This is a genomic window from Neoroseomonas soli, from assembly GCF_018129065.1.
Classification (GTDB): Bacteria; Pseudomonadota; Alphaproteobacteria; order Acetobacterales; family Acetobacteraceae; genus Neoroseomonas; species Neoroseomonas soli.
In genome coordinates this window covers 1-22399 of sequence record NZ_JAAEDM010000030.1, presented here as the reverse complement: position 1 = coordinate 22399, position 22399 = coordinate 1, and the positions used below count along the sequence as shown (strand labels likewise).

Genomic DNA, 22399 nt, shown 5'->3' with positions numbered 1-22399 from the left:
CCCGCATAACGCAAGGAGGAGATTGAGATGAGGGTTTCGCTGCCGCTGCTCGCCGGGGCACTGGTCGCCGCAATGCCGGCCTTCGCCCAGGCGCCGATCCCGGTCGGCCAGCTCATGGACAATTCCGGGCCGACCTCCGATGTCGGCGTGCCCTACGGTCAGGGCGTGGCCGACGCACTCGCCTGGGTGAACCAGACGCGCAACGGCGTGGCGGCAAGGCGCCTTGCCGTCTCGGGCTTCGACTATGGCTACCAGGCGCCGCGCGCGGTCAGCCAATACCAGTCCTGGGCGCAGCGCGAGCGCGTCGTCGCCATCCAGGGCTGGGGGACGGCGGATACGGAGGCGCTGGTGCGCTTCGTCACGCGGGATCGCATTCCCTATATCTCGGCATCCTATTCCGCCGCGCTCACGGACGCGGCGGGCACCTCTCGCCGGCAGGGGGTGGAGGCCGCTCCGTTCAACTTCTTCTATGGCCCGTCCTACTCCGACGGCGTGCGCGCCATGCTGCAATGGGCAGCGGAGGACTGGCGCGCGCGGGGCCAGCAGGGCAGGCCGCGCTATGTCCACATGGGGGCCAACCATCCCTACCCGAACAGCCCCAAGGAGGCCGGGGAGGCGCTGGCCCGCGAGCTCGGCTTCGAGGTCCTGCCCGCGATCCAGTTCGCGCTGACGCCGGGCGACTACACGGCGCAGTGCCTGACGCTGAAGAACCAGGGCGCGAATTATGCCTATCTGGGGAATACGGCCGGATCGAACATCTCCGTGCTGCGCGCCTGCCAGACGGTCGGCGTGCAGGTGCAGTTCCTCGGCAATGTGTGGGGCATGGACGAGAACGCCATGAAGGCGGCCGGCACTGCGGCCGACGGCGTCGTCTTCCCGGTGCGCACCGGCGCCGTGTGGGGCGGTACTGGGCCAGGCATGGAGGCCGTGCGCGCCATCAGTCGCGTGTCCGATCAAACGGGCAACGCCTATCGCCCCGTGCACTACCTGGCGGGCATCTGTGGCGCGATGCTGATGGTCGAGGCGATGGAGACCGCCGCGGCGAATGGCGGCCAGGTGACGGGGGAGCGCATCCGCGATGGTTTCTATGCGCGGCGCGACTGGGTGCCGGCCGGCTTCCAGGGTGTCTGCGAGCCCTCCAACTTCGCCGCCAACGATCATCGCGGGACGCTGCGCGTGGCGCTGTACCGCGCGCGTGTGACCGGCAACACGGCACAGGGCTCGCTGCAGGAGTTGATGGCGGCAGGGACGATGTCGCTCCAGCCCGTCACCACCGTCGAACTGCCCCGCCGCGCCGACTGGCTGGGCTGGTGATGTCAGAGGCGGCCGCGCAGCAGTCCGGGACGCGGCGGGAGACCGCCGCGCCCCTCCTCGAGGTGAAGAACATCGAGGTGGTCTACAGCGAGGTCATCCTCGTCCTGCGCGGCCTCTCGCTCATGGTGCCGAAGGGCGAGATCGTCGCCCTGCTCGGCGCCAACGGCGCGGGAAAGTCGACCACGCTGAAGGCGATCTCCGGCCTCCTGAAGACCGAGGAAGGAGAGGTCACGCGCGGCGACATCCTGTTCGGCGGCGAGCGGCTGAACGGGATCGACCCCGACCGCATCGTGCGGCGGGGCATCTTCCAGGTGATGGAGGGACGGCGGATCATCGCCGACATGACCTGCCTGGAGAATCTGCGTCTCGGCGCCTTCACCCGCAGCGACAACGAGGTGCGGCGCGACATCGATATGGTCTACGGCTACTTCCCGCGTCTGCGGGAGAGGACGGGACTGGCCGGCTATCTCTCCGGTGGCGAGCAGCAGATGCTCGCCATCGGCCGCGCGCTGATGGCGCGGCCGAAACTGATCCTCATGGACGAACCGTCCATGGGCCTGTCTCCCCTCCTGGTGAAGGAGGTCTTCGGCATCATCCGGCAGCTGAACCGCGATCTCGGCATCACCATCCTGCTGGTCGAGCAGAATGCGCGCATGGCGCTGTCCGTCGCGTCCTATGGCTACGTGATGGAACAGGGGAAGGTCGTGCTGGACGGCACCGCCGCCGCGCTGGCCGAGAACGAGGACGTCAAGGAATTCTACCTCGGTGGCCACGGGGCCGAACGGAAGTCATTCCGCAACCTGAAATCCTACAAGCGCCGGAAGCGCTGGCTATGAAGACCGGCGCGCTGCTGCCGGAGGCGGCCAGCTATGAGGAACTCGTCCGGCGCTTCCGCTGGACGGTTCCCGCCGCCTTCAACATCGCCGAGGCCTGTTGCGACCGCTGGGCCGATGGCAGCGGACGGGTGGCGCTGATCCATCTTCCGGCGGACGGGAGCACGCAGCGGATCACCTTCGATGCGCTGCGCTCGGCCTCCGCGCGCTTCGCGAATGTGCTGAAGGCCCAGGGTATCGGCCGCGGCGAGCGCGTGGCGGTCCTCCTGCCGCAGGGGCCCGAGGCTGTCCTGGCGCATCTGGCGATCTACCGGTTGGGCGCGATCGCGGTGCCACTGTTCCAACTCTTCGGTCCGGATGCGCTCGAATTCCGTCTCCGGGATTCAGGCACCGCGGGGATCGTCACGGACGATCTCGGCCTGGCAAGGCTGGCGGGGGTCCGCGACCGTTTGGCCGACCTGCGGGTGATCCTGAACGTGGACGGTGCGCGCCCCGGCGTGCTCTCCCTGTGGGAGATGGCGGAGCGCGCCAGCGACGCATGCCCGGTCGCGCCCACGGCGGCCGATGATCCGGCGCTGATCGTCTATACCTCCGGCACGACGGGGACGCCGAAGGGCGCGCTGCATGCGCACCGGACGCTGCTCGGCCACCTGCCGGGCGTCGAGATGCCGCAGGACCTGTTCCCGCAGCCGGGCGACCTGTTCTGGACGCCGGCGGACTGGGCGTGGATCGGCGGTTTGCTCGACGTCCTGCTGCCATCCCTGTTCCATGGCGTGCCCGTGCTGGCGCACCGCATGGCGAAGTTCGATCCGGAACGCGCCTTCGGCATCATGGCCGAACACGGCGTACGGAACGCTTTCCTGCCGCCGACGGCGCTGCGGATGATGCGGCAGGTGGCTGATCCGGTGCGCTACGGCCACCGCCTGCGCAGCATCGGCAGCGGGGGCGAGACGCTGGGGGCCGAAACCCTCGACTGGGGCCGCGCCGCCTTCGGACTCACCATCAATGAATTCTACGGCCAGACCGAGTGCAACCTCGTGGTTTCCAACTGCGCCCGCCTGATGCCGGTGCGGCCCGGTTCAATGGGGCGCCCGGTGCCCGGGCACGAAGTTGCGATCATCGGCACCGACGGAACGTCGCTGCAACCGGGCGAGGCGGGAATGATCGCGATACGGCGGCCCGACCCCGTGATGTTCCTCGGCTATTGGAACAACCCGGCCGCGACCGAGGCCAAGTTCCGGGGCGACTGGCTCGTGACCGGTGACACCGGTTCGGTGGACGAGGAGGGCTACCTTACCTTCCTGGGCCGGGACGATGACGTCATCACCTCCGCAGGGTATCGCATCGGCCCGGGTGAGGTGGAGGATTGCCTGCTGAAGCATCCGGCCGTCGCGCTGGCCGCCGTGGTCGGGCTGCCCGACGCCGTCCGCACGGAGGAAGTGACGGCCGTCGTCGTCCCGCGGTCCGGCATCGAGGCCGGCCCCGCCCTGGCCACCGAGATCCAGGCTTTCGTGAGGGAACGGCTGGCGGCGCACCTCTATCCGCGCCGCGTGCTCTTCGCCGAAACCCTGCCCCTGACGGCCACCGGCAAGGTGATGCGTGGAGTCCTGCGCAAGACGCTTGGCAAGGACGCGGCCGAAAGCGATCCTTGACCGCGAGGTGACCAATGCCCGCAAACCAGATCCCCACCCTTGATTTCGGCCTCGGCGACGAGGTGGACATGCTGCGCGACAGCGTCCGCTCCTTCGCCGCCGAGCGCATCGCCCCGATCGCCGCCGAGATCGACCGCACCGACGAGTTCCCGCGCCATCTCTGGCCCGAGATGGGGGCGCTCGGCCTGCACGGCATCACCGTGGAGGAGGAGTATGGCGGCGCCAACATGGGCTACGTTGCGCATTGCGTGGCGATGGAGGAGGTCAGCCGCGCCTCCGCCTCGGTCGGCCTGTCCTACGGCGCGCATTCCAACCTGTGCGTGAACCAGATCCGCCGCTGCGGCAGCGAGGACCAGAAGCGCCGCTACCTGCCGAAGCTGATCTCCGGCGAGCATCTCGGCGCGCTGGCGATGAGCGAGCCCGGCGCCGGCAGCGATGTGGTGAGCATGAAGCTGCGCGCCGACAGGCGTGGCGACCGCTATGTGCTGAACGGCACCAAGATGTGGATCACCAACGCGCACTACGCCGAGACGATGGTGGTCTACGCCAAGACCGACCCCGCGGCCGGCGCGAAGGGCATCACCGCCTTCATCGTGGAGCGCGACTTCAAGGGGTTCCGCCCGGCCCAGAAGCTCGACAAGCTTGGCATGCGCGGCTCCCCCACGAGCGAACTTGTGTTCGAGGATTGCGAAGTCCCGGGGGACAACGTCCTCGGGGAAGTCGGCGGCGGCGTGCGCGTGCTGATGTCGGGCCTCGACTACGAGCGCGCGGTGCTTGCCGCCGGCCCGCTCGGCATCATGCAGGCCTGCCTCGACCTGGTGGTGCCGTATGTCCATGAACGCAGGCAGTTCGGCCAGGCGATCGGTGAGTTCCAGTTGATCCAGGCCAAGCTTGCCGACATGTACACGGCGCTGAATGCCTGCCGGGCCTACGTCTATGCCGTGGCGCGGGCCTGCGACCAGGGGCGGACCACGCGCAAGGACGCCGCCGGCGCGATCCTCTACGCGGCGGAGGCGGCGACCAAGGCTTCGCTCGACGCCATCCAGATCCTCGGCGGCAACGGCTACATCAACGACAATGCGGCCGGGCGCCTGCTGCGTGATGCGAAGCTCTACGAGATCGGGGCGGGCACCAGCGAGATCCGCCGCATGCTGATCGGCCGCGAACTGTTCCGGGAGACCGCGTGAGCCACGTCCTTACCTCTGCCGTCGAGACGCGGTCCGACGCGTTTCGCGCCAATGCGGCGACGATGCGTGCGCTGCTCGACCGATTGACGGCGCGCACGCGGGAAGCCGCCGCCGGCGGCCCGCCTGCCGCGCGGGAGAAGCACCTCGGCCGTGGCAAGCTGCTGCCGCGGGAGCGCGTGGAGCGACTGCTGGATCCCGGCGCACCCTTCCTCGAACTCTCTTCGCTCGCGGCCTTCGGCATGTACGGAGGTGACGTGCCGGGCGCCGGGTTGATCACGGGCATCGGCCGCGTTTCCGGGCGCGAATGCGTGATCGTCGCCAACGATGCGACGGTGAAGGGCGGGACCTACTACCCCATCACGGTGAAGAAGCACCTGCGCGCGCAGGAAATCGCGACACAGAACCGCCTGCCCTGCATCTACCTGGTCGATTCCGGCGGCGCGAACCTGCCGAACCAGGACGAGATCTTCCCCGACCGCGAGCATTTCGGCCGCATCTTCTACAATCAGGCCCGCATGTCATCGGCCGGCATTCCGCAGATCGCCGCGGTGATGGGGTCCTGCACCGCGGGCGGCGCCTATGTGCCCGCGATGTGCGATGAGGCGGTGATCGTGCGCGAACAGGGCACGATCTTCCTCGCTGGCCCACCACTCGTGAAGGCTGCGACGGGGGAGATCGTCAGCGCCGAGGATCTCGGCGGCGCCGATGTGCATACGCGCCTTTCGGGCGTGGCGGACCACTATGCGGCGGACGACATGCACGCGCTCGGCATGGTGCGGCGGATCGTCGGCAATCTCGGCCGCCCGGCGCGTGCGGCGCTGGAGGTCCGCGATCCGGCGCCGCCGCGCTACGATCCGGCGGAACTCCACGGCGTCGTCCCGCCGGACCTACGCACGCCCTTCGATGCGCGGGAGATCATCGCCCGCATCGTGGACGGCTCGGAGCTGGACGAATTCAAGCACCGCTACGGCACCACGCTGGTCTGCGGCTTCGCGCGCATCTGGGGCATGCCGGTCGGCATCCTTGCCAACAACGGCATCCTCTTCTCGGAATCGGCGCAGAAGGGGGCGCATTTCATCGAGCTCTGCTGCCAGCGCGGCATTCCGCTGCTGTTCCTGCAGAACATCGCCGGTTTCATGGTGGGGCGGAAATACGAGGCCGGGGGAATCGCCAAGGACGGGGCGAAGCTGGTCACAGCCGTCGCCTGCGCGAACGTGCCGAAGTTCACCGTCATCACCGGCGGCTCCTTCGGCGCCGGCAACTACGGCATGTGTGGCCGGGCCTATTCGCCGCGCTTCCTCTTCACCTGGCCGAATTCACGCATCTCGGTCATGGGCGGCGAGCAGGCAGCGAGCGTGCTGGCCACGCTCCGGCGCGACAACCTCGAAGCTCGCGGCGAGGCCTGGAGCGCCGAGGCGGAGGAAGCCTTCAAGGCACCGATCCGCGAGAAGTATGAGCGCGAGGGGGATCCTGTCTATGCCACCGCGCGCCTCTGGGACGACGGCATCATCGACCCCGCGGACACGCGCGATGTTCTGGGGCTCGCCATGGCGGCGGCGCTGAACGCGCCGATCGAGAAGACGCGCTTCGGCGTGTTCCGCATGTGATGGCGATGTTCCGCAGCCTCCTCATCGCCAATCGTGGCGAGATCGCCTGTCGCATCATGCGTACGGCCCGGCGCATGGGCATCCGGTGCATCGCCGTCTTCAGCGAGGCGGATGCCGGCGCCCTGCATGTGGCCCTCGCCGATGAGGCGCACCCCATCGGTCCGGCCGCGGCACACGACTCCTACCTGCGCGCCGACCGGATCATCGAGGTCGCGCGCGCCTGCGGTGCCGAGGCGATTCATCCCGGCTACGGCTTCCTTTCGGAGAATGCCGCGTTCGCGGAAGCCTGCGCCGCCGCCGGCATCAGCTTCGTCGGGCCGCCGCCTGCGGCGATCCGGGCCATGGGCAGCAAGGCAGAATCCAAGGCGCTGATGGTCGCCGCCGGGGTACCCGTGGTGCCGGGCTACCATGGCGAGGACCAGTCGGAGGATCGCCTCGCCGCCGAAGCCGCGCGCATCGGCTTCCCGGTGCTGATCAAGGCGAGCGCGGGCGGCGGCGGCAAGGGCATGCGGCCGGTCCATTCCGCCGCGGATTTCCTCGACGAACTCGCCGGCGCGCGGCGCGAGGCCAAGGCCGCCTTCGGTGACGACCGCGTCCTGCTCGAGCGCTACCTGCAGAAGCCGCGCCATGTCGAGGTGCAGGTCTTCGCCGACCGGCACGGCCGCACGGTGCATCTTCATACGCGCGACTGCTCGGTTCAGCGCCGGCATCAGAAGGTGCTGGAGGAAGCGCCGGCGCCCGACCTTTCTCCTGCGCTGCGCGAACGCCTGCATGTGGCCGCGGTCGCCGCGGCGCAGGCGGTCGGCTACGTCAATGCCGGCACGATCGAGTTCATCGTCGAAGGCGAGGACGCCTTCTTCATGGAGATGAACACGCGCCTGCAGGTGGAGCACCCGGTGACGGAGATGATCACCGGCCTCGACCTGGTCGAATGGCAGTTGCGGGTCGCCGCGGGTGAGGCCCTTCCGGCCGACTGGCCGCCGGAACCTCGCGGACATGCGGTCGAGGTGCGGCTCTATGCCGAGGACCCGGCACAGGATTACCGCCCTTCGGTCGGCACGCTCCGCCGCTTCCTTCCGCCTGCCCCGACCGCCGGCGTGCGCGTGGACACCGGCGTCCGGGCCGGCGACACGATCACGCCCTTCTATGACCCGATGATCGCGAAGGTTATTGCCGCCGGTTCGGATCGTGCAGAAGCCCTGGAGCGTCTCACGCGGGCCCTGGCGGAAACGCAGCTCGGCGGGCTGACCACGAATCTCGGCTTCCTGCGGCGGCTGGTGGCGCATCCCGCGATGCGCACCGGGGAACTCGACACCGGCTTCGCGGCACGCCACGCGGCGGCGCTCATTCCGCCGCCGCGCGAAGCACCGGTGGAGGTGCTCGCGGGCTTCACGGCGGTGTACCTGGCGCGGCCGCGGCTCGATGCCGCCGGCAATTCACCCTGGGAACGGAGCGACGGATTCCGCCTGTTCGGTGCCGCCGAGCAACTCCTGCTGCTGCGCGACGAGGTGCGGCAGAGGCGGGTCCTCGTCCGTCGGCGTCGCGGCCATGCGGAGGCCGTGGTGGATGATGGCCCTTCCATCCGTATTGCGGTGGATCTGTCGCTCGGACCGCGCGCTTCGCTCGACGGCGTCTGGTACCCCATGCCTCTCGCGCTCGATGACGGCGTGGCCAGCCTGACGTTCGGTGGCGAGGACTACACGCTGCGTCTCCTCGACCCCTACGCCCCGCGGGGCGGAGAGGCGGCGGCGGAAGGGCGATTGTCCGCCCCCATTCCCGGCCGCGTCGTGCAGCTTCTCGTCGGCGTCGGCGACCGGGTCGCGCGTGGCCAGCTCGTCGCGATCCTGGAAGCGATGAAGACGGAACTGCGCATCTCCGCGCCGGCGGACGGCGTCGTCGCCCATGTCGGCTGCGCGGCGGGTGACAGCGTGGAGGAGGGGACGGAGATCGTCACCCTCGCGCCGCCGGAGGATGGCGCATCGCCTCCCTGATCGGGTGGCGCAGGAGCAGGCCGGCCCGACGAAGGGCGCAACCGAGGTGGATCGCCGCCGGCATGGCGGCATAGGCGGTGCGCAGCGGCAGCAGGCGGAGCAGCGCGGCCAGCGCCTCGGTGCGCGCGCCGCGCTGCGCCAGGGCGCAGGCGAGGAGCAACGCGGCCTCCGGCGCGGCGACGCGCGGGCAGAAGCGGCAGCCCGCGGCGACGGGCGCGGCTCGCAGCAAGGCGTCCAGCGGTGGTGCCGCGGCGGCGGCATCCTCTGCTGCCAGGACCAGTCTTGCGGCTGGCTCGGGCGGCAGGCCGGCGCGGGCCGCTCCATGCCAGGCGCGCAGGGCGTCCAGCAGCAGGCGCTCGGCCTGCGGCAGGGTGTCGGCCTCGGCATGGACCCATGGCCAATCCGGAAGTCCGCTCGTGGTCATCGGGGCTCCTCTTGCGGCTTCGCAGGGCTATGGCAAATGAGAATGAATCGCAATAACTGCGCGCGTCAATGGAAATCCCGGCTCGGCGGAAGGCGCAACCGGGGGCGGGCCTGGCCTCGGTAATCCGGGTGCCGTACCTCATCCGCCCTGGCCATGGCGCCTTCCCAGCGCGCGGCGTCGATCCGGTGCAGGTCGCCCAGCAGGTGGGAATGGTCGCTCGCCCGTGTGACCAGCAGGTGGATGACGGGCACGGCGGAAGCGTCGTGCCGTTCCACCGTCCCTTCGGCGACGATCAGGCGGGCGGCGACGACCGTGGCGCGGAAGCGCTCGGCGATGTCGGGATACATGATGAGGTTGGCGATCCCGTGCTCATCCTCCACGGTGAAGAAGACGACACCCTTGGCGCTGCCCGGGCGCTGACGCACCAGCACGAGGCCAGGCAGGCGCAGTCCTTGCCCTCGGCGCGCCGTGGCCAGCGCGCGCGTATTCGCGAGGCCCATCGCATCCAGTTGCGGTCGCAGCAGCGCCAGCGGATGGGCGCGCAGCGTCAGCCCCGTGGCGGCATAGTCGAGCACCGTCTGCTCCCCGGCCGTCGCGCGCGGCAGCCGGGGGGCGGCTTCGGCGCCATCATGCGCGGCGAGCGGCGGCGACGGGCCCGACAGCGCCGCCGCATCCCACAGGGCAGCACGGCGGTCGCGGCCCAGGCCGTGGAAGGCATCCGCCTGCGCCAAGGACTCCAACGCCTGACGGTCGAGCCGAGCCCGTTGCGTGAGGTCCGCGATGGAAGCGAAGGGGGCCTCGGCCCGCGCCTCCATGATGCGTTTCGCCTCTGCTTCGCCAAGGCCCGTGACGAGCCGCAGGCCGAGCCGCAGTGCCAGTCCTTCCGCACTGCGCGGATCGGCTTCCAACGTGCAATCCCAGTTGCTCGCGGTCACGTCCACCGCGCGCACGGCGACGCCATGCGCCTTCGCGTCGCGCACGATCTGCGCCGGCGCGTAGAAGCCCATGGGCTGGCTGTTGAGCAGCGCGCAGGCGAAGACCGCAGGGTGATGGCACTTCACCCAGGCGCTCGCATAGACCAGCAAGGCGAAGGACATGGCGTGGCTTTCCGGGAAGCCGTAGCTGCCGAAGCCCTCGATCTGCTGGAAGCAACGTTCGGCGAAGTCCCGCGGATAGCCGCGCCGGAGCATGCCGGTGATGAACTTCTGCTGGAACGCCGCCACCTTCCCCTCGTTGCGGAAGGTCGCCATGGAGCGGCGCAGCGCATCCGCCTCCGTCGGGGTGAAGCCGGCGGCGACGATGGCGATGCGCATCGCCTGTTCCTGGAACAGAGGCACGCCGAAGGTGTGCTGCAGGACAGCCTTCAACTCGGCCGGGTCGCCATTGGCCGGGGAGGGGATGTCCGCCTTCTCGATTCCGTCACGGCGACGCAGATAGGGATGCACCATGTCGCCCTGGATCGGCCCCGGGCGGACAATCGCCACCTCCACCACCAGGTCGTAGAACTTCCGCGGCTTGAGGCGCGGCAGCATGTTCATCTGCGCGCGGCTTTCCACCTGGAAGACACCGATGGCGTCGGCCTTGCACAGCATGTCGTAGATGCGCGGGTCGTCCAGCGTCATGTCCCGCAGCCCGATGCGGGTGCCGTGGTGCTGCTCGATCAGCCCGAAGCCGCGCCGCAGGCAGGTCAGCATGCCGAGGCCGAGCACATCCACCTTCAGCATGCGCAGCGCCTCGATGTCGTCCTTGTCCCATTCCAGCGTGGTGCGGTTCTCCATCGCCGCATTGGCGACGACGGCGAGTTCCACGAGCGGCCCCTCGGTGATGACGAAGCCGCCGACATGGGTGGAGAGATGGCGCGGGAAATCCTGGATCTCGTCCGCCAGTTCCAGCGCCATGGCGAGCCGCGGATCACCCGCCGCATCCAGCCCTTTCTCGGCGGCGATCTCCGTCATGTCACGATCGCCGCGTGGGCCCCAGACGGATTTGGCCAGGCCGGCGGTGATGTCCTCGGTCAGGCCGAGCGCCTTGCCGACTTCCCGGATCGCGCTGCGCGGCCGGTAGCGGGCGAGCGTGGCGCAGAGTGCGGCGCGGTCGCGGCCATAGCGTTCGTAGATGTGCTGGATCACTTCCTCGCGCCGCTCGTGTTCGAAATCCACGTCGATGTCGGGCGGTTCGTTGCGCGCGGTCGAGAGGAAGCGGGCGAAGAGCAGGTCGTGCGTCTCGACATCCGCCGCGGTGATGCCGAGTACGTAGCAGACCGCCGAATTCGCCGCCGAGCCGCGCCCCTGGAAGAGGATGCCCTTGCTCTCCGCGAAGCGGACGATCTCGTGCACCGTCAGGAAGTAGGGTGCGTAGTCGAGCTGCGCGATCAGCGCGAGTTCCTCATCGAGCAGACGGCGCAGCTTCGCCGAGGGCCCCTGCGGCCAGCGTTCCGCGAGCGCCCGTTCAACGCGTGCTTCCAGCGTTTCTTGCGCCGTGCGGCCGGTATCGAGGACCTCCTTCGGATATTCGTAGCGCAGGCTGTCGAGGCTGAAGCGGCATGCCTGCACGACGCGCTGCGTGTTCGCGATGGCGTCCTCATGACCCTGGAAGAGGCGCAGCATCTCGGCCGGCGGCTTCATATGCGCCTCGGCATTCGCCTCCGCCGCGAAGCCGAGTGCATCGATCGTCGTGCGGAGCCTGATCGCCGTGAGCACGTCGGCCAGGCGGCGCCGTTCCGGCGCGTGGTAGCGCGTGCCGCCGGCGGCGAGCAGCGGCGGCCCGAGCCGCGCCAGCGCATCGAGTCGCCTGCGATCATCGCCGCGGAAGCGATGCGCGACGGCGCAGAACAGCGGCAGCGCGAGATGCGGACGCAGCGCCGCCGCATCGGCACGCAGCCGGGCCGCGAAATCCGTGCCGATATCGTCGGGGACGGCCAGGGCCATCACGCAGCCTTCCGCATGAGTGACCAGCGCGTCGCGGTCGATCCGGCACTCGCCTTTCGGCGCGGCCATCCGCCCGGCCGAGAGCAGCCGCGTCAGCCGTCCCCAGGCGGCGCGATCGGTCGGCCAGGCGAGGTAGTCGAACCCATCCGCCAGGCAGAGCCGCACGCCGGGGACGAAGCGCAGCCCCTGTTCCTTCGCCGCCACATGCGCCCGCACCACGCCGGCGAAGGAATTGCGATCCGTCACGCCGACCGCCGCATGGCCGAGCGCCTTCGCAGTCCCGACGATCTCGTGCGGATGCGACGCCCCTTCCAGGAAGGAGAAGTTGGTCAGCGCGCCGAGCTCGGCGAAGCCGGTCATGGCAGATGGCCGTGCAGGACCCAGCGGGCGGCCTCTCCCGGTTCGGCCAGTCCGACGCGGCAGACCCAGAGGCGCGCGCCGGAGGCCAGTTCCACCCGGTAGTAGTCGCGCAGCTTGCGGTCCGGCCGGTCGCGCCACCATTCCGGTTCGAAGCGCTCCGGCCCCTCGGCATGGACCACCCGCAGCGTTTCCCGTCCGATTCGCAACAGGGAGGGCGGGGCGTCGGGCAGCAGCGCCACGGCACTTATATATAGAGGGCGGCGCAGCAGCCGGACCGGGCGCGGGCGGGTGGCCCAGCCTTCCGGTTCTTCCACTTCCTCGAAGGCGCCGACCCGGCGCGCCGCCCGTTCCGGCCAATGGGAGGGCCTTGGCGCCAGGCGCCACACCGCCAGCCGTTGCGAGAGACGGTCGAGCAGTTGGGCCAGTTCCTCCCGCCGCGCCGTGTGGCCGGCGGTGCCCAGCCCGTCCTGCACGCCGGTCAACGGGTCCGTTCGCGCCGCTTCCAGCGTGATCCGCTCGAAGCCGCAATCCGGCGCCAGACATTCCAGTTTTTCGTGAAACAGGCGCGCGAGGTGCTTCGGTTCCCGTGTCGCCAGGCCGGTGCCGATCGCGATCTCCTGCACGTCGCCATCGGCGCGATGCGCCCGCAGCAGCATCCGCCGCGCGCCACGCCCGGCCTCGCGCAGGGCGCGGCACAGATCCTCCAGCAATCCGGCGAGGGCCGCCTCGATCCCCTCCCGCGTCACCACCGGATCGGCGAAGTCCCGCGCCACGGCCATCTCCGGCGGGGGGCGGATGGGCGTGATCGGGCGCGAGGCGCGGCCCAGGGCTTCATCCAGCGCCCGCGCCAGGCCGGTGCCGAAGCGTCGCACCAGCGCGGGGCGCGGCTGGGCATCGACACTGCCGACATCCCGCAGGCCGAGCCCTTGCAGGATGGCCGTCAGCGCCGGTTCCAGATGCAGCGCGGCGAGTGACAGGGGGGCGATGGTCGCCGCCTCCTGTCCCGAGGGCACCACCCCACTCCATCCGGCCCGCACCAGCGCCACCGCCGTGCCCGCCGTGCTGGCGACCGCACCAACAGCCGACAGGCCCATGCGCGCCAGCCGGGTCAGCACCTCCTCGCGCAAGGCGACCTCGCCGCCGAAGAGGTGCTCGACGCCGGTGATGTCGAGCACCAGGCCGTCCTCGCCCACTTTCCCCACCAACGGCGTGAAGCGCAGCGCCCACAGCGCCAGCCGTTCCAGCGCGGCGGCATCGCCGGCCGGGTCCCCCGGCACCAGCATGACCTCGGGCAGGATCGCCTGCGCGTCGGCGAGCGCCTGGCCCGCCTCCAGCCCCTCCGCCTCGGCCTCGGCGTTGACCGCCAGCACCAGCCGGCGCGGGCCACGCTGCGCCCAGACGGCGACAGGGCCGGGAAGGCGCAGGCGCTCCACGTGGAAGCGGGGCAGAAGGATGGCGAGGGTGCGGCGCTGCGGTTGGGGGGCGCGGCCAGGGGGCGCTGCCCCCTGGACCCTCGCCGGGGAGGCGGCGGCCTCCCCGGACCCCGCGATCAATGGGGCGAGGAGAGGGAGGGGCGTGTGAGCGTGACCTTCGGGAAGGGCGTGCCATGCCCCTCCCTCTCCTCGCCCCAAAGGAATCGAGGGTCCGGGAGGCTTCTGCCTCCCGGCGGGGGGCTCGGGGGGCTGGCCCCCCGGCGGCATCCCCATCCGCGGCGGCCTGCAGCAACGCTGCCTCATGCCCGCCTCCGCGCCGGCGTGGCCCGTGCCGCGCCGTCTTCCGTCACCAGCCCGTCCGCGTGCCAGGCGGCGCGCCAGGAGGCCGGCCGCCCGCCTCTGCAGCGCAGCAGTTCCAGGTTCCAGGCCGGGTCGCCGATCTCGTGCGGGCTTTGGCTCTCGGTCGGCGCGGCGCCGATTCGCCAGCGGGTCAGGGCCGCGGTCGGGGCGGCGCTGTCCTCGTCCGGCCGCAGCAGCAGGCCGAGCACGCCCCCGGCCTCGGCCGCCAATTGCAGCCGGCGGGCGGCGGTGAGGTCGAGTTCGCCGGCCACCAGCAGCGCGGCGCCGACAGCCGGGCAGCGGAGGGTTTCCTCCATCGCCCAGAGCGCGTCCTGCTCGCGTGGTGCCCGCACCAGCACGAGTCGCGCGGGTGAGAGGCCAAAGCGGGCGAGTCCCGGCGGCCAGGCGTCCGGCTCCGGCGCGATCCAGAGGACGGTGCCCCCGGCGCGCGCCAGGACCAGCGCCGCGAAGCCGGCGGCGGCACCAGGTTCGGCGGCGAGGATCTCGTGCAGGGCCGCGCGCGGAAGGCCGCCCCAGGGCAGGGCGGAATCGATGGCCTGGGTGAGGGGGACGGCATCCTCCCCGCGCGCGGCCAGGGCTTCGGCCGCGCCGGCGCGCTCCATGCGCGCGATGCGGGCACGCAGCGCGGAGATCAGGGCGGGGCGGTCGAGCGGGGCGGGGATCGGGGGTGCGGACATGGCCTGGGGAGGGCCGCTGATGTTCGCATTATGTTCTCGTATTGCCTGCCCAAAGGTCAAGGCGTGCGGAGGGCTTCGCACGAAAAGCGCCTGCACGGGCATGGAATTCCACGGGTAACGCTCTCAGGAGAAAGGATTTCCCGCCCCTTGTCCCGCTGCCGCCGGCACCCGACCATCATGCCCCGGAACGCAAGGAAGCCAGCCCATGGACGCAGTCATGCCCCCCGCCACCGGCATCGTGGACGGCTTCGAGGGGGCGGTCGGCAACACCCCGCTGATCCGCCTGCGCCGGGCCAGCGAGGCGACGGGCTGCGAGATCCTCGGCAAGGCGGAGTTCATGAATCCCGGCGGTTCGGTGAAGGACCGGGCGGGACTCGGCATCATTCTCGATGCCGAGAAGCGTGGCCTGCTGACGCCGGGCAAGCCGGGCACGATCGTGGAGGGCACGGCCGGCAATACCGGCATCGGCATCACCCTGGTCGCCAATGCGCGCGGCTACCGCGCCGTGATCGTGATGCCGGAGACGCAGAGCAAGGAGAAGATCGACTTCCTCCGCATGATCGGTGCCGATCTGCGGCTGGTGCCGGCGAAGCCCTATTCCGATCCTGGCAACTACGTCCATTTCAGCCGGCGGCTCGCTGAGGAACTCGGCGCCGTCCACGCCAACCAGTTCGACAATCCGGCGAATCGCGCGGCGCACGAGGCGACGACCGGTCCCGAGATCTGGGCGCAGACCGATGGCCGCATCGATGCCTTCACCTGTTCCTGCGGCACGGGCGGCTCGCTGGCCGGCGTGGCGCGGGCGCTGAAGGCGAAGAAGCCCGGCGTGCGCATCGTGCTGGCTGACCCGATGGGCAGCGCGCTCTATTCCTGGGTGAAGACCGGCACGCTGAAGGCGGAAGGCAATTCGATCACCGAGGGCATCGGCCAGGCCGCGCGCGTGCCTGGCAACCTCGAACCCGACCGCGCGCTGATCGACGACGCCGTGCAGGTGACGGACGAGGAAGCGCTCGAACAGGTCTACGACCTGCAGATTCATGAGGGGATCTCGGTCGGCGGCTCGGCGGGCATCAACGTCGCGGCGGCGATCAGGGTGGCGAAGGCGCTCGGGCCGGGGCATCGGGTGGTGACGCTGCTCTGCGACGGCGCCGCCCGCTACCAGTCCAAGCTGTTCAATCCGGAATTCCTGCGCGGCAAGGGCCTGCCCGTGCCGCCCTGGCTCGCCTGACGCTTCGGGGGCATCCATGGAAGTCATCGAGCTCGCCCGCACCATCCGCACCCGCGATCCGGCGCGGCCGTCCTGGCCCGAGGCGATCCTCTGCTATGCTGGGCTGCATGCCGTGCTGTGGCACCGCATGGCGCATGCGCTGTGGGGCATGGGGCTGAGGGGCTTCGCACGCTTCGTCTCGCATATCGGCCGCTTCCTGACCGGCATCGAGATCCATCCCGGCGCGCGCATCGGGCGCCGTCTATTCATCGACCACGGCATGGGCGTCGTGGTCGGAGAGACGGCGGAGATCGGCGACGACGTGCTGATCTATCACGGCGTCACCCTGGGCGGCCTGTCCGGCCAGCCCGGCAAGCGGCACCCGACCATCGGCAACAACGTCGCGATCGGCGCGGGGGCGCAGGTGCTCGGGCCGATCACCGTCGGCGACGGGGCGCGGGTCGGCGCCAATGCCGTGGTGACCAAGGACGTGGCCCCGAACTGCACCGTGGTCGGCATCCCGGCGCGGCCGCCGGTCGGCTCGGTCTGCGCGGAACCGACGGTCGGCTACGGCATCACCCACCCCGAGGACGACCCCGTGGGCGAGCAGCTCGCCGCGATGCGGGCCGAAATGGCCTCGCTGCGGGCGCGGGTCGCGGAACTGGAGCGCCAGCCCGTCACGACGCGCTGACCCGCCGATGGTTGCGCCGCCGCCGGTGCGGCGGCGCCATCGCGAAGCGCTTCAGCACCTCGGCCGCGACCAGGTAGAGCACCACCAGCCCCGCCATGGCCGCGAGCAACGGCCCGGACAGCGGCGCGAAGCCGAAGATCGCACCCGCTGGCGTCAGCGCCAGCAGCAGCGCCACCACCAGCGCCCCGAGGGATGTCGCCGCCAGGATGGCGTGCGGCCGCGTCCGCCATACCGGCGCGGCACTGCGGATCAGGAAGATCACCAGGATCTGCGTCGCCATGGATTCCACGAACCAGGCGGTGCGGAACTCGTCCGCCGGTGCCGCGAAGCCCCAGATCAGGATGGCGAAGGTCGCCATGTCGAAGAGCGAGGAGAGCGGCCCCAGCACCAGCGTGAAGCGCACCACCCCCGCCATGTCCCAGGCATGTGGCCGCGTCGTGTCGGCTGCGTCGACGTCGTCGAAGGGAATGCCGGTCTCGCTGAGGTCGTAGAGCAGGTTGTTGAGCAGCACCTGGATTGGCGTCAGCGGCAGGAAGGGGATCACCAGCGAGGCCGCCGCCATGGACAGCATGTTCCCGAAATTCGAGGAGGTGCCCATGCGGACGTACTTCATGATGTTCGCATGGGTGCGCCGCCCTTCCTCGACGCCGTCGGCCAGCACGCCGAGGTCGTGGTCGAGCAGGATCAGGTCGGCCGCCGCCTGTGCGACGTCGGTCGCCCCTTCCACCGAGATGCCGGCATCGGCGGCGTGGATCGCCGGCGCGTCGTTAATGCCGTCCCCCAGGAAGCCGACCCGGTGCCCGCGTGCCTTCAGCGCGCGGATGATCCGCGTCTTCTGCTCCGGCGCGACGCGGGCGAAGAGGTCCGTGTGCAGCACCTGGGCGGCGAGGGCGGCGTCCGAGAGCCGGGCGATCTCCACCCCCGTCAGCATCCCGCGTGTCTTGAGGCCGAGCGTCGTCACCAGGTGGCGCACCACCGCCGGCGCATCGCCGGAGACGATCTTCACCCGCACGCCGAGCCGGGTCAGCCGGGCGACGGCTTCCGCCGCGCCGGCCTTGGGTGGGTCCACGAAGACGCAGTAGCCCGCGAAGACGAGGTCGGTCTCGTCCTCGACGGAGGCGGAATCGGTCTCCGGCGGCATCTCGCGCCAGGCGATGGCGAGGCAGCGCAGTCCTTCGGCGGCCTTCGCCTCCTCTAGCGCGGCGAGCCGTTCCCGCAGCCCGGCATCGAGCGGCACGGCCGCCGTTCCCGGCGCGCCGGCGGCGATGCAATGCGGCAGGATCTCCTCCGCCGCGCCCTTCACCACCAACAGGCGCCGCCCGTCCTGCCCGGCCAGGACCGAGTTGCGGCGGCGGTCGAAGGTGAAGGGGACGTCGGCGACGTGCTGCCAGCCCGGCGCAGGTGCGGCCGCGGCGACGATGGCGGCGTCCAGCGGACCGCGCACCCCGGTGCCGAGCCCCGCATTGATCGCCGCGAGGTCCCGCACGTGCGGGTCGTCCGTCCCGTCGAGGCCCGGATGGCCGACGAGTTCGATCCGCGCTTCGGTCAGCGTCCCGGTCTTGTCCGTGCACAGCACGTCCATCGCGCCGAGGTCATGGACGGCGGACAGGCGCTTCACCACGACCCGGCGCTCCGCCATGCGCAGCGCCCCGCGGGAAAGGGTGACGGTCATCACCATCGGCAGCAGTTCGGGCGTCAGCCCGACCGCCAGCGCGACCGCGAACAGGAAGGATTCGAGCGCCGGCCGCCCGAAGGCCAAGTGTGTCAGCAGCACGAACAGCACCAGGAAGCCGGTCAGGCGCAGGATCAGCACGCCGAAATCATGCAGCCCACGCTGGAAGGCCGAGGGCGGCGCCTCGGCCCGCAGCGCCGCGGCGATCCCGCCGAATCGCGCCCGCGCACCGGTCGCGACCACCAGCATGCGCGCCTCGCCGGCTACCATCGAGGTCCCGCCGAACAGCGCTGATGCCGCTTCGGCCAGGGTCTCCGCCGTGTTCGGCCCGGGGCGCTTTTCGACCGGGTAGGGCTCGCCGGTCAGCAGTGCCTCGTTCACCTGCGCAGCGCGGGCTGCCAGCACGATGCCGTCGGCCGGGACCAGGTCGCCGGCGGCGAGGTCGACGATGTCGCCGGGGACCACTTCCTCGGCCGGGATCTCGGCAGGCTGGCCGTCGCGCAACACCCTGGCGCGCAGGGCGACCGAGCGGCGCAGGGCTTCGGCGGCCGTCTCGGCGCGGTGTTCCTGCGTCACGTCGAGGGTGACGGAGGCGGTGACGATGCAAAGGATGATGGCGAAGCTCGCCCAGTCTCCCGTTGCGCCGGAGACGGCCGCTGCCACGATCAGGATGGCAACCAGCGGTTCCATCAGGCGGGTGGCGATGCGGGCGGCGATGCGCCGCCCCACGGGCAGCCCGGGAGCATTGCGGCCGGCGGTGGCGAGGCGCTGTCGCGCCTCGCCTTGTGTCAGTCCCTCGCGGCTGGCCGAGAGTTGGGAGAGTAGATCCTCGGTCGGGACGGCCCAAAAATCGGCGCTGATCGGATCGGGCATGGCGCGGTTCCGGAAAGACCCCGGCCATGCTGCGCCATCCTGGGATGCCGCGTCTTGCGTTCGCGCCGGGTCAGTCCCGGCGCGGCGCGTGGTCCCAGGGTGCGCGGCCGGCCTCCTGCAGCGCCTCGGCCCGGCTGATGCCGATGTCGGCCAGCATGCGGGCATCCATCTCGGCAAGGTGGCGTCGGCTCTCGACGGCCTGCAGGGTACGGCGCAGCCACGCGCACCAGCCGGCGCTCGGCGCCTTGGCGGCCGGGAAATCGTGGGAAGCGGGAAGGCTGCGGGTCGTCATGGCGGCGGTCCTCCTGGTTGCGCCAGGGCGGACCATCACTGAAACCGCAGCATCAGGAAAACGAAATCGATTGACGTTAAACATCACAAAGGTTGATGAATAGGGCTCGGAGGGCGCCCCGATGTTGGCCATTCCCCCGGGCATCGATCCCGATCTGCTCCGTTCCTTCGTCCTGATCGCCGAGGGCGGGTCCTTCACCCGCGCCGCCCAGGTGGTCGGGCGCACCCAGTCCGCCGTCTCCATGCAGATCCGTCGCCTCGAGGAGACGCTCGGCCAACCGCTGCTGCTCCGCGGGCCGAGGGGGGTTGAGACGACGCCGCACGGCGCCTGGCTGCTGGAACGGGCGCGCCGTCTGCTCGCCGTGCATGACGAGATCTTTGTCAGCTTCCGCACCCCGGCGGTCGCCGGGACGGTGCGGCTCGGCACGCCCGACGACTATGCGCTGCGCTGGCTGCCGGGGATCCTGGCTCGCTTCGCGGAGGTGCATCCGGCCGTCGAGGTGGTCGTCACCTGCGCCCCCTCCAACGAGCTCGTTGAGAGGCTGGACCGGGACGAGATCGACCTGACGCTGCTGTCGGGCGGCAACGAGCCGTCGGAGGCTGTCGGGCTGCCGCTGTGGCAGGCCGGGCTGCGCTGGATCGGCTCCGCCACGCATGCGGCGCATCGCCGGTCGCCGCTGCCCCTGGCGACGGCGCAGCCGCGCTGCGTCTGGCGTCGTGCCGCCGTCCGCGCGCTGGACGAGGCCGGGATTCCCTGGCGTGTCGCCTATACCAGCACTTCGCAGACGGGCACGCTGGCGCCGACATTGGCGGGGCTTGCGGTGACCATTGGGCTGCCCGGCCCGCTGCCGCCGGGGCTACGCTTCCTGGGATCGGAGGACGGCCTGCCGCCGCTGCCGGATTTCTCGATCATCCTGCTGCGAGGCCAGACAGGTGGCCCGGTGGTGGAGACGCTGGCCCAGGCGATCCGGGGCGGCTTCGCCGAGGCTGCGGCCGCGCGGGCTTGAGCGGGGCGGAGGCCCGTGCGATCTGCGGTCTAGGGCCCGTAAAGGGCAGGAACAGGACCCCAGGGGGGACCAAGCCTACATGAACCGACGCATATTGCTTGCCGTGGGTGCGGCAGGGCCTGCCATCCCGAGGGGCCTGCGCGCGCAGGGGGCGTGGCCCGGCCGGCCGGCGGGCGCGATCCGTGCGAACGGCGTCACGGCGGATTGCTGAGGTGGACGAGCCTGCACGCTTCGCGGCGATGATGGAGGAGGGCGCCGCGTTGCGGCGCCGCCTCGGGACCGACTTCGCCGCTCCCGTCATCCGGGTGGTGGATGCCTGCGAGACGACGATTCGCGGTGGAGGACGGCTGTTCTTCTGCGGCAATGGCGGCAGCGCGGCAGACGCGCAGCACCTCGCGACGGAACTTCTGATCCGCCTGCGTTCCAGTGTCGAGCGGCCATCCTGGCCGGCGATCGCCCTGACGCTCGACCCCACGGCGCTGACCGCGGGGGGCAACGACTACGGGTTCGACGAGGTCTTCGCCCGGCCCCTTTCGGGCCTCGGCCGCGCGGGGGACGTGCTGTTCGGCATCACCACGAGCGGGAAGTCGCCCAATGTCCTGCGGGCGCTGGAGACGGCGCGGGGGATGGGCATCGCCACGGTCGGCCTGCTTGGCGGCGACGGTGGGCCCGCCCGGGCACTCTGTGACCATGCGCTGGTGGTGCCCAGTCCGGTGACGGCGCGGATCCAGGAGGCGCACATCGCCCTGGGGCACGCCGTCATGGAACTCCTCGAGGACAGGCTGGTGCGGGCGTGAGCGTGCTGCTGACCGGCGCGGCCGGGTTCATCGGCATGCATGTCGCCGAATCGTTGCTCGCGCGCGGGGAGCGCGTGATCGGCGTGGATAGTCTGAACGCCTACTATGACGTCCGGCTGAAGCGGGCCCGGCTGGCGCGGCTGGAGGGGCGGCCCGGCTTCACCTTCCTGCACGCGGATATCGCCGACCGGGAGGCGATGCTGCCGCTGGCCGAGGCGCATTCCGACGTCACGCGGATCGTGCATCTCGCGGCCCAGCCGGGGGTCCGGTACTCGTTGGTGGACCCCTTCGCCTATGTCGAGGCGAATGTGATGGGGCACCTGGTGATGCTGGAGCTCGCCCGGCGGCTGCCGCGGCTTGAGCACCTCGTCTATGCCTCCTCCTCCTCGGTCTATGGCGGGAACCGCAAGCTGCCCTTCGCGGAAGCGGACCGGGTGGACCATCCGGTGTCGCTCTATGCGGCGACCAAGCGGGCGGGGGAGCTGATCAGCGAATCCTACGGGCACCTGTTCGGCCTGCCGCAGACCGGACTGCGGTTCTTCACCGTCTATGGGCCCTGGGGGCGACCGGACATGGGTCCCTGGCTGTTTTCCGAGGCGATTCTCGAGGGGCGGCCGATCACTCTCTATGACGGCGGGCGGCTGAAGCGGGATTTCACCTTCGTCGCGGACATCGTGGCGGGGGTCGTGGGGTGCCTGGACCATCCGGCGCCGGCGAAGGCGCCGCGGGTCCTGAATATCGGCAACCACCGGAGCGTGGAGGTCCGCCGCTTCGTCGCCGTGCTGGAGGAGGCGTTGGGCCGCAGGGCCGTGGTGGTCGATGCGCCCCGCCCGGCCACGGATGTCGAGGAAACCTTCGCGGATATCGAGGCGATCCATGCGCTGTGCGGCTACGAACCGCGGACGCCGATCGAGGTCGGGATCCCTCGCTTTGCGGAATGGTTCCTTTCTTGGCGAAAGGGGGGTTGACCGCCCCCCGGACCCCGCATAAAAGCCCCCCACGCCGCTGATGCGGGGTCTTGATCTTCCCGGGTTGATCCGGTAAGTTCTTCGGCCCGCTGAGGCAGGCGGGTTTCGCTGGATAGGCGATGTGGTGA

The 22399-nt window shown here is 70.7% G+C and carries 17 protein-coding genes; 11 read left to right on the top strand and 6 right to left on the bottom strand.

Annotated elements, in window-relative coordinates; all coding sequences use genetic code 11:
- Positions 1–27: 27 nt before the first annotated feature.
- From GXW76_RS12545 to GXW76_RS12520, 6 genes are all read left to right on the top strand, one after another.
- The gene (locus GXW76_RS12545; RefSeq protein WP_211862365.1) at positions 28–1314 is read left to right on the top strand and encodes an ABC transporter substrate-binding protein; all 1287 of its coding nucleotides are present in this window, start codon (positions 28–30) and stop codon (positions 1312–1314) included.
- Positions 1314–2150, top strand: coding sequence for an ABC transporter ATP-binding protein (locus GXW76_RS12540; protein ID WP_211862364.1), 837 nt, complete (start codon positions 1314–1316; stop codon positions 2148–2150). Before GXW76_RS12545 ends, GXW76_RS12540 begins: the two co-directional genes overlap by 1 nt.
- Positions 2147–3799 (top strand): acyl-CoA synthetase, encoded by a 1653-nt coding sequence (locus GXW76_RS12535; RefSeq protein WP_246514201.1) that lies wholly within the window; start codon positions 2147–2149, stop codon positions 3797–3799. Before GXW76_RS12540 ends, GXW76_RS12535 begins: the two co-directional genes overlap by 4 nt.
- 14 nt (positions 3800–3813) lie before the next feature.
- Entirely contained in the window at positions 3814–4986 is a 1173-nt protein-coding gene (locus GXW76_RS12530) for an isovaleryl-CoA dehydrogenase (RefSeq protein ID WP_211862363.1), read from the top strand.
- A 62-nt stretch (positions 4987–5048) separates the two neighbouring features.
- Positions 5049–6593: a carboxyl transferase domain-containing protein gene (locus tag GXW76_RS12525; protein WP_211862387.1), complete on the top strand. Its 1545-nt coding sequence runs from the start codon at positions 5049–5051 to the stop codon at positions 6591–6593.
- A gap of 5 nt (positions 6594–6598) precedes the next feature.
- Complete coding sequence (locus GXW76_RS12520; RefSeq protein ID WP_211862362.1) at positions 6599–8584, top strand: acetyl/propionyl/methylcrotonyl-CoA carboxylase subunit alpha; 1986 nt, start codon at positions 6599–6601, stop codon at positions 8582–8584.
- On the opposite strand, the gene GXW76_RS12515 is transcribed toward GXW76_RS12520, so the two are convergent.
- The 4 genes from GXW76_RS12515 to GXW76_RS12500 form a co-directional block, all read right to left on the bottom strand.
- The gene (locus GXW76_RS12515) at positions 8544–9008 is read right to left on the bottom strand and encodes a hypothetical protein (RefSeq protein WP_211862361.1); all 465 of its coding nucleotides are present in this window, start codon (positions 9006–9008) and stop codon (positions 8544–8546) included. The two genes, GXW76_RS12520 and GXW76_RS12515, sit on opposite strands and share 41 nt — an antisense overlap.
- 65 nt (positions 9009–9073) lie before the next feature.
- Entirely contained in the window at positions 9074–12295 is a 3222-nt protein-coding gene (locus tag GXW76_RS12510; RefSeq protein WP_211862360.1) for an error-prone DNA polymerase, read from the bottom strand.
- Entirely contained in the window at positions 12292–13728 is a 1437-nt protein-coding gene (locus GXW76_RS12505; RefSeq protein ID WP_211862359.1) for a Y-family DNA polymerase, read from the bottom strand. The genes GXW76_RS12510 and GXW76_RS12505 overlap by 4 nt, the downstream gene beginning before the upstream one ends.
- A gap of 299 nt (positions 13729–14027) precedes the next feature.
- A complete protein-coding gene (locus GXW76_RS12500; protein ID WP_211862358.1) occupies positions 14028–14765 on the bottom strand; it encodes an ImuA family protein in 738 nt (245 codons plus the stop codon).
- A 205-nt stretch (positions 14766–14970) separates the two neighbouring features.
- Here GXW76_RS12500 and GXW76_RS12495 point away from each other — a divergent pair, with 205 nt between their 5' ends.
- Positions 14971–15993: a cysteine synthase A gene (locus GXW76_RS12495; RefSeq protein ID WP_246514200.1), complete on the top strand. Its 1023-nt coding sequence runs from the start codon at positions 14971–14973 to the stop codon at positions 15991–15993.
- Positions 15994–16009: 16 nt separating this feature from the next.
- Complete coding sequence (gene cysE / locus GXW76_RS12490) at positions 16010–16663, top strand: serine O-acetyltransferase (RefSeq protein WP_211862357.1); 654 nt, start codon at positions 16010–16012, stop codon at positions 16661–16663.
- On the opposite strand, the gene mgtA is transcribed toward cysE, so the two are convergent.
- Entirely contained in the window at positions 16650–19208 is a 2559-nt protein-coding gene (gene mgtA / locus GXW76_RS12485) for a magnesium-translocating P-type ATPase (RefSeq protein WP_211862356.1), read from the bottom strand. The genes cysE and mgtA overlap by 14 nt on opposite strands.
- 70 nt (positions 19209–19278) lie before the next feature.
- Positions 19279–19500, bottom strand: a complete 222-nt coding sequence (locus GXW76_RS12480; RefSeq protein WP_211862355.1) for a DUF1127 domain-containing protein — start codon at positions 19498–19500, stop codon at positions 19279–19281.
- A 121-nt stretch (positions 19501–19621) separates the two neighbouring features.
- On the opposite strand from GXW76_RS12480, the gene GXW76_RS12475 reads away from it, so the two are divergent.
- From GXW76_RS12475 to GXW76_RS12465, 3 genes are all read left to right on the top strand, one after another.
- On the top strand, positions 19622–20506 hold the full coding sequence (locus tag GXW76_RS12475) for a LysR substrate-binding domain-containing protein (RefSeq protein ID WP_211862354.1): 885 nt from the start codon (positions 19622–19624) through the stop codon (positions 20504–20506).
- A gap of 212 nt (positions 20507–20718) precedes the next feature.
- Positions 20719–21303 (top strand): D-sedoheptulose-7-phosphate isomerase, encoded by a 585-nt coding sequence (locus tag GXW76_RS12470; RefSeq protein ID WP_338150951.1) that lies wholly within the window; start codon positions 20719–20721, stop codon positions 21301–21303.
- Entirely contained in the window at positions 21300–22271 is a 972-nt protein-coding gene (locus GXW76_RS12465; RefSeq protein WP_211862353.1) for an NAD-dependent epimerase/dehydratase family protein, read from the top strand. The genes GXW76_RS12470 and GXW76_RS12465 overlap by 4 nt, the downstream gene beginning before the upstream one ends.
- Positions 22272–22399 lie beyond the last annotated feature (128 nt).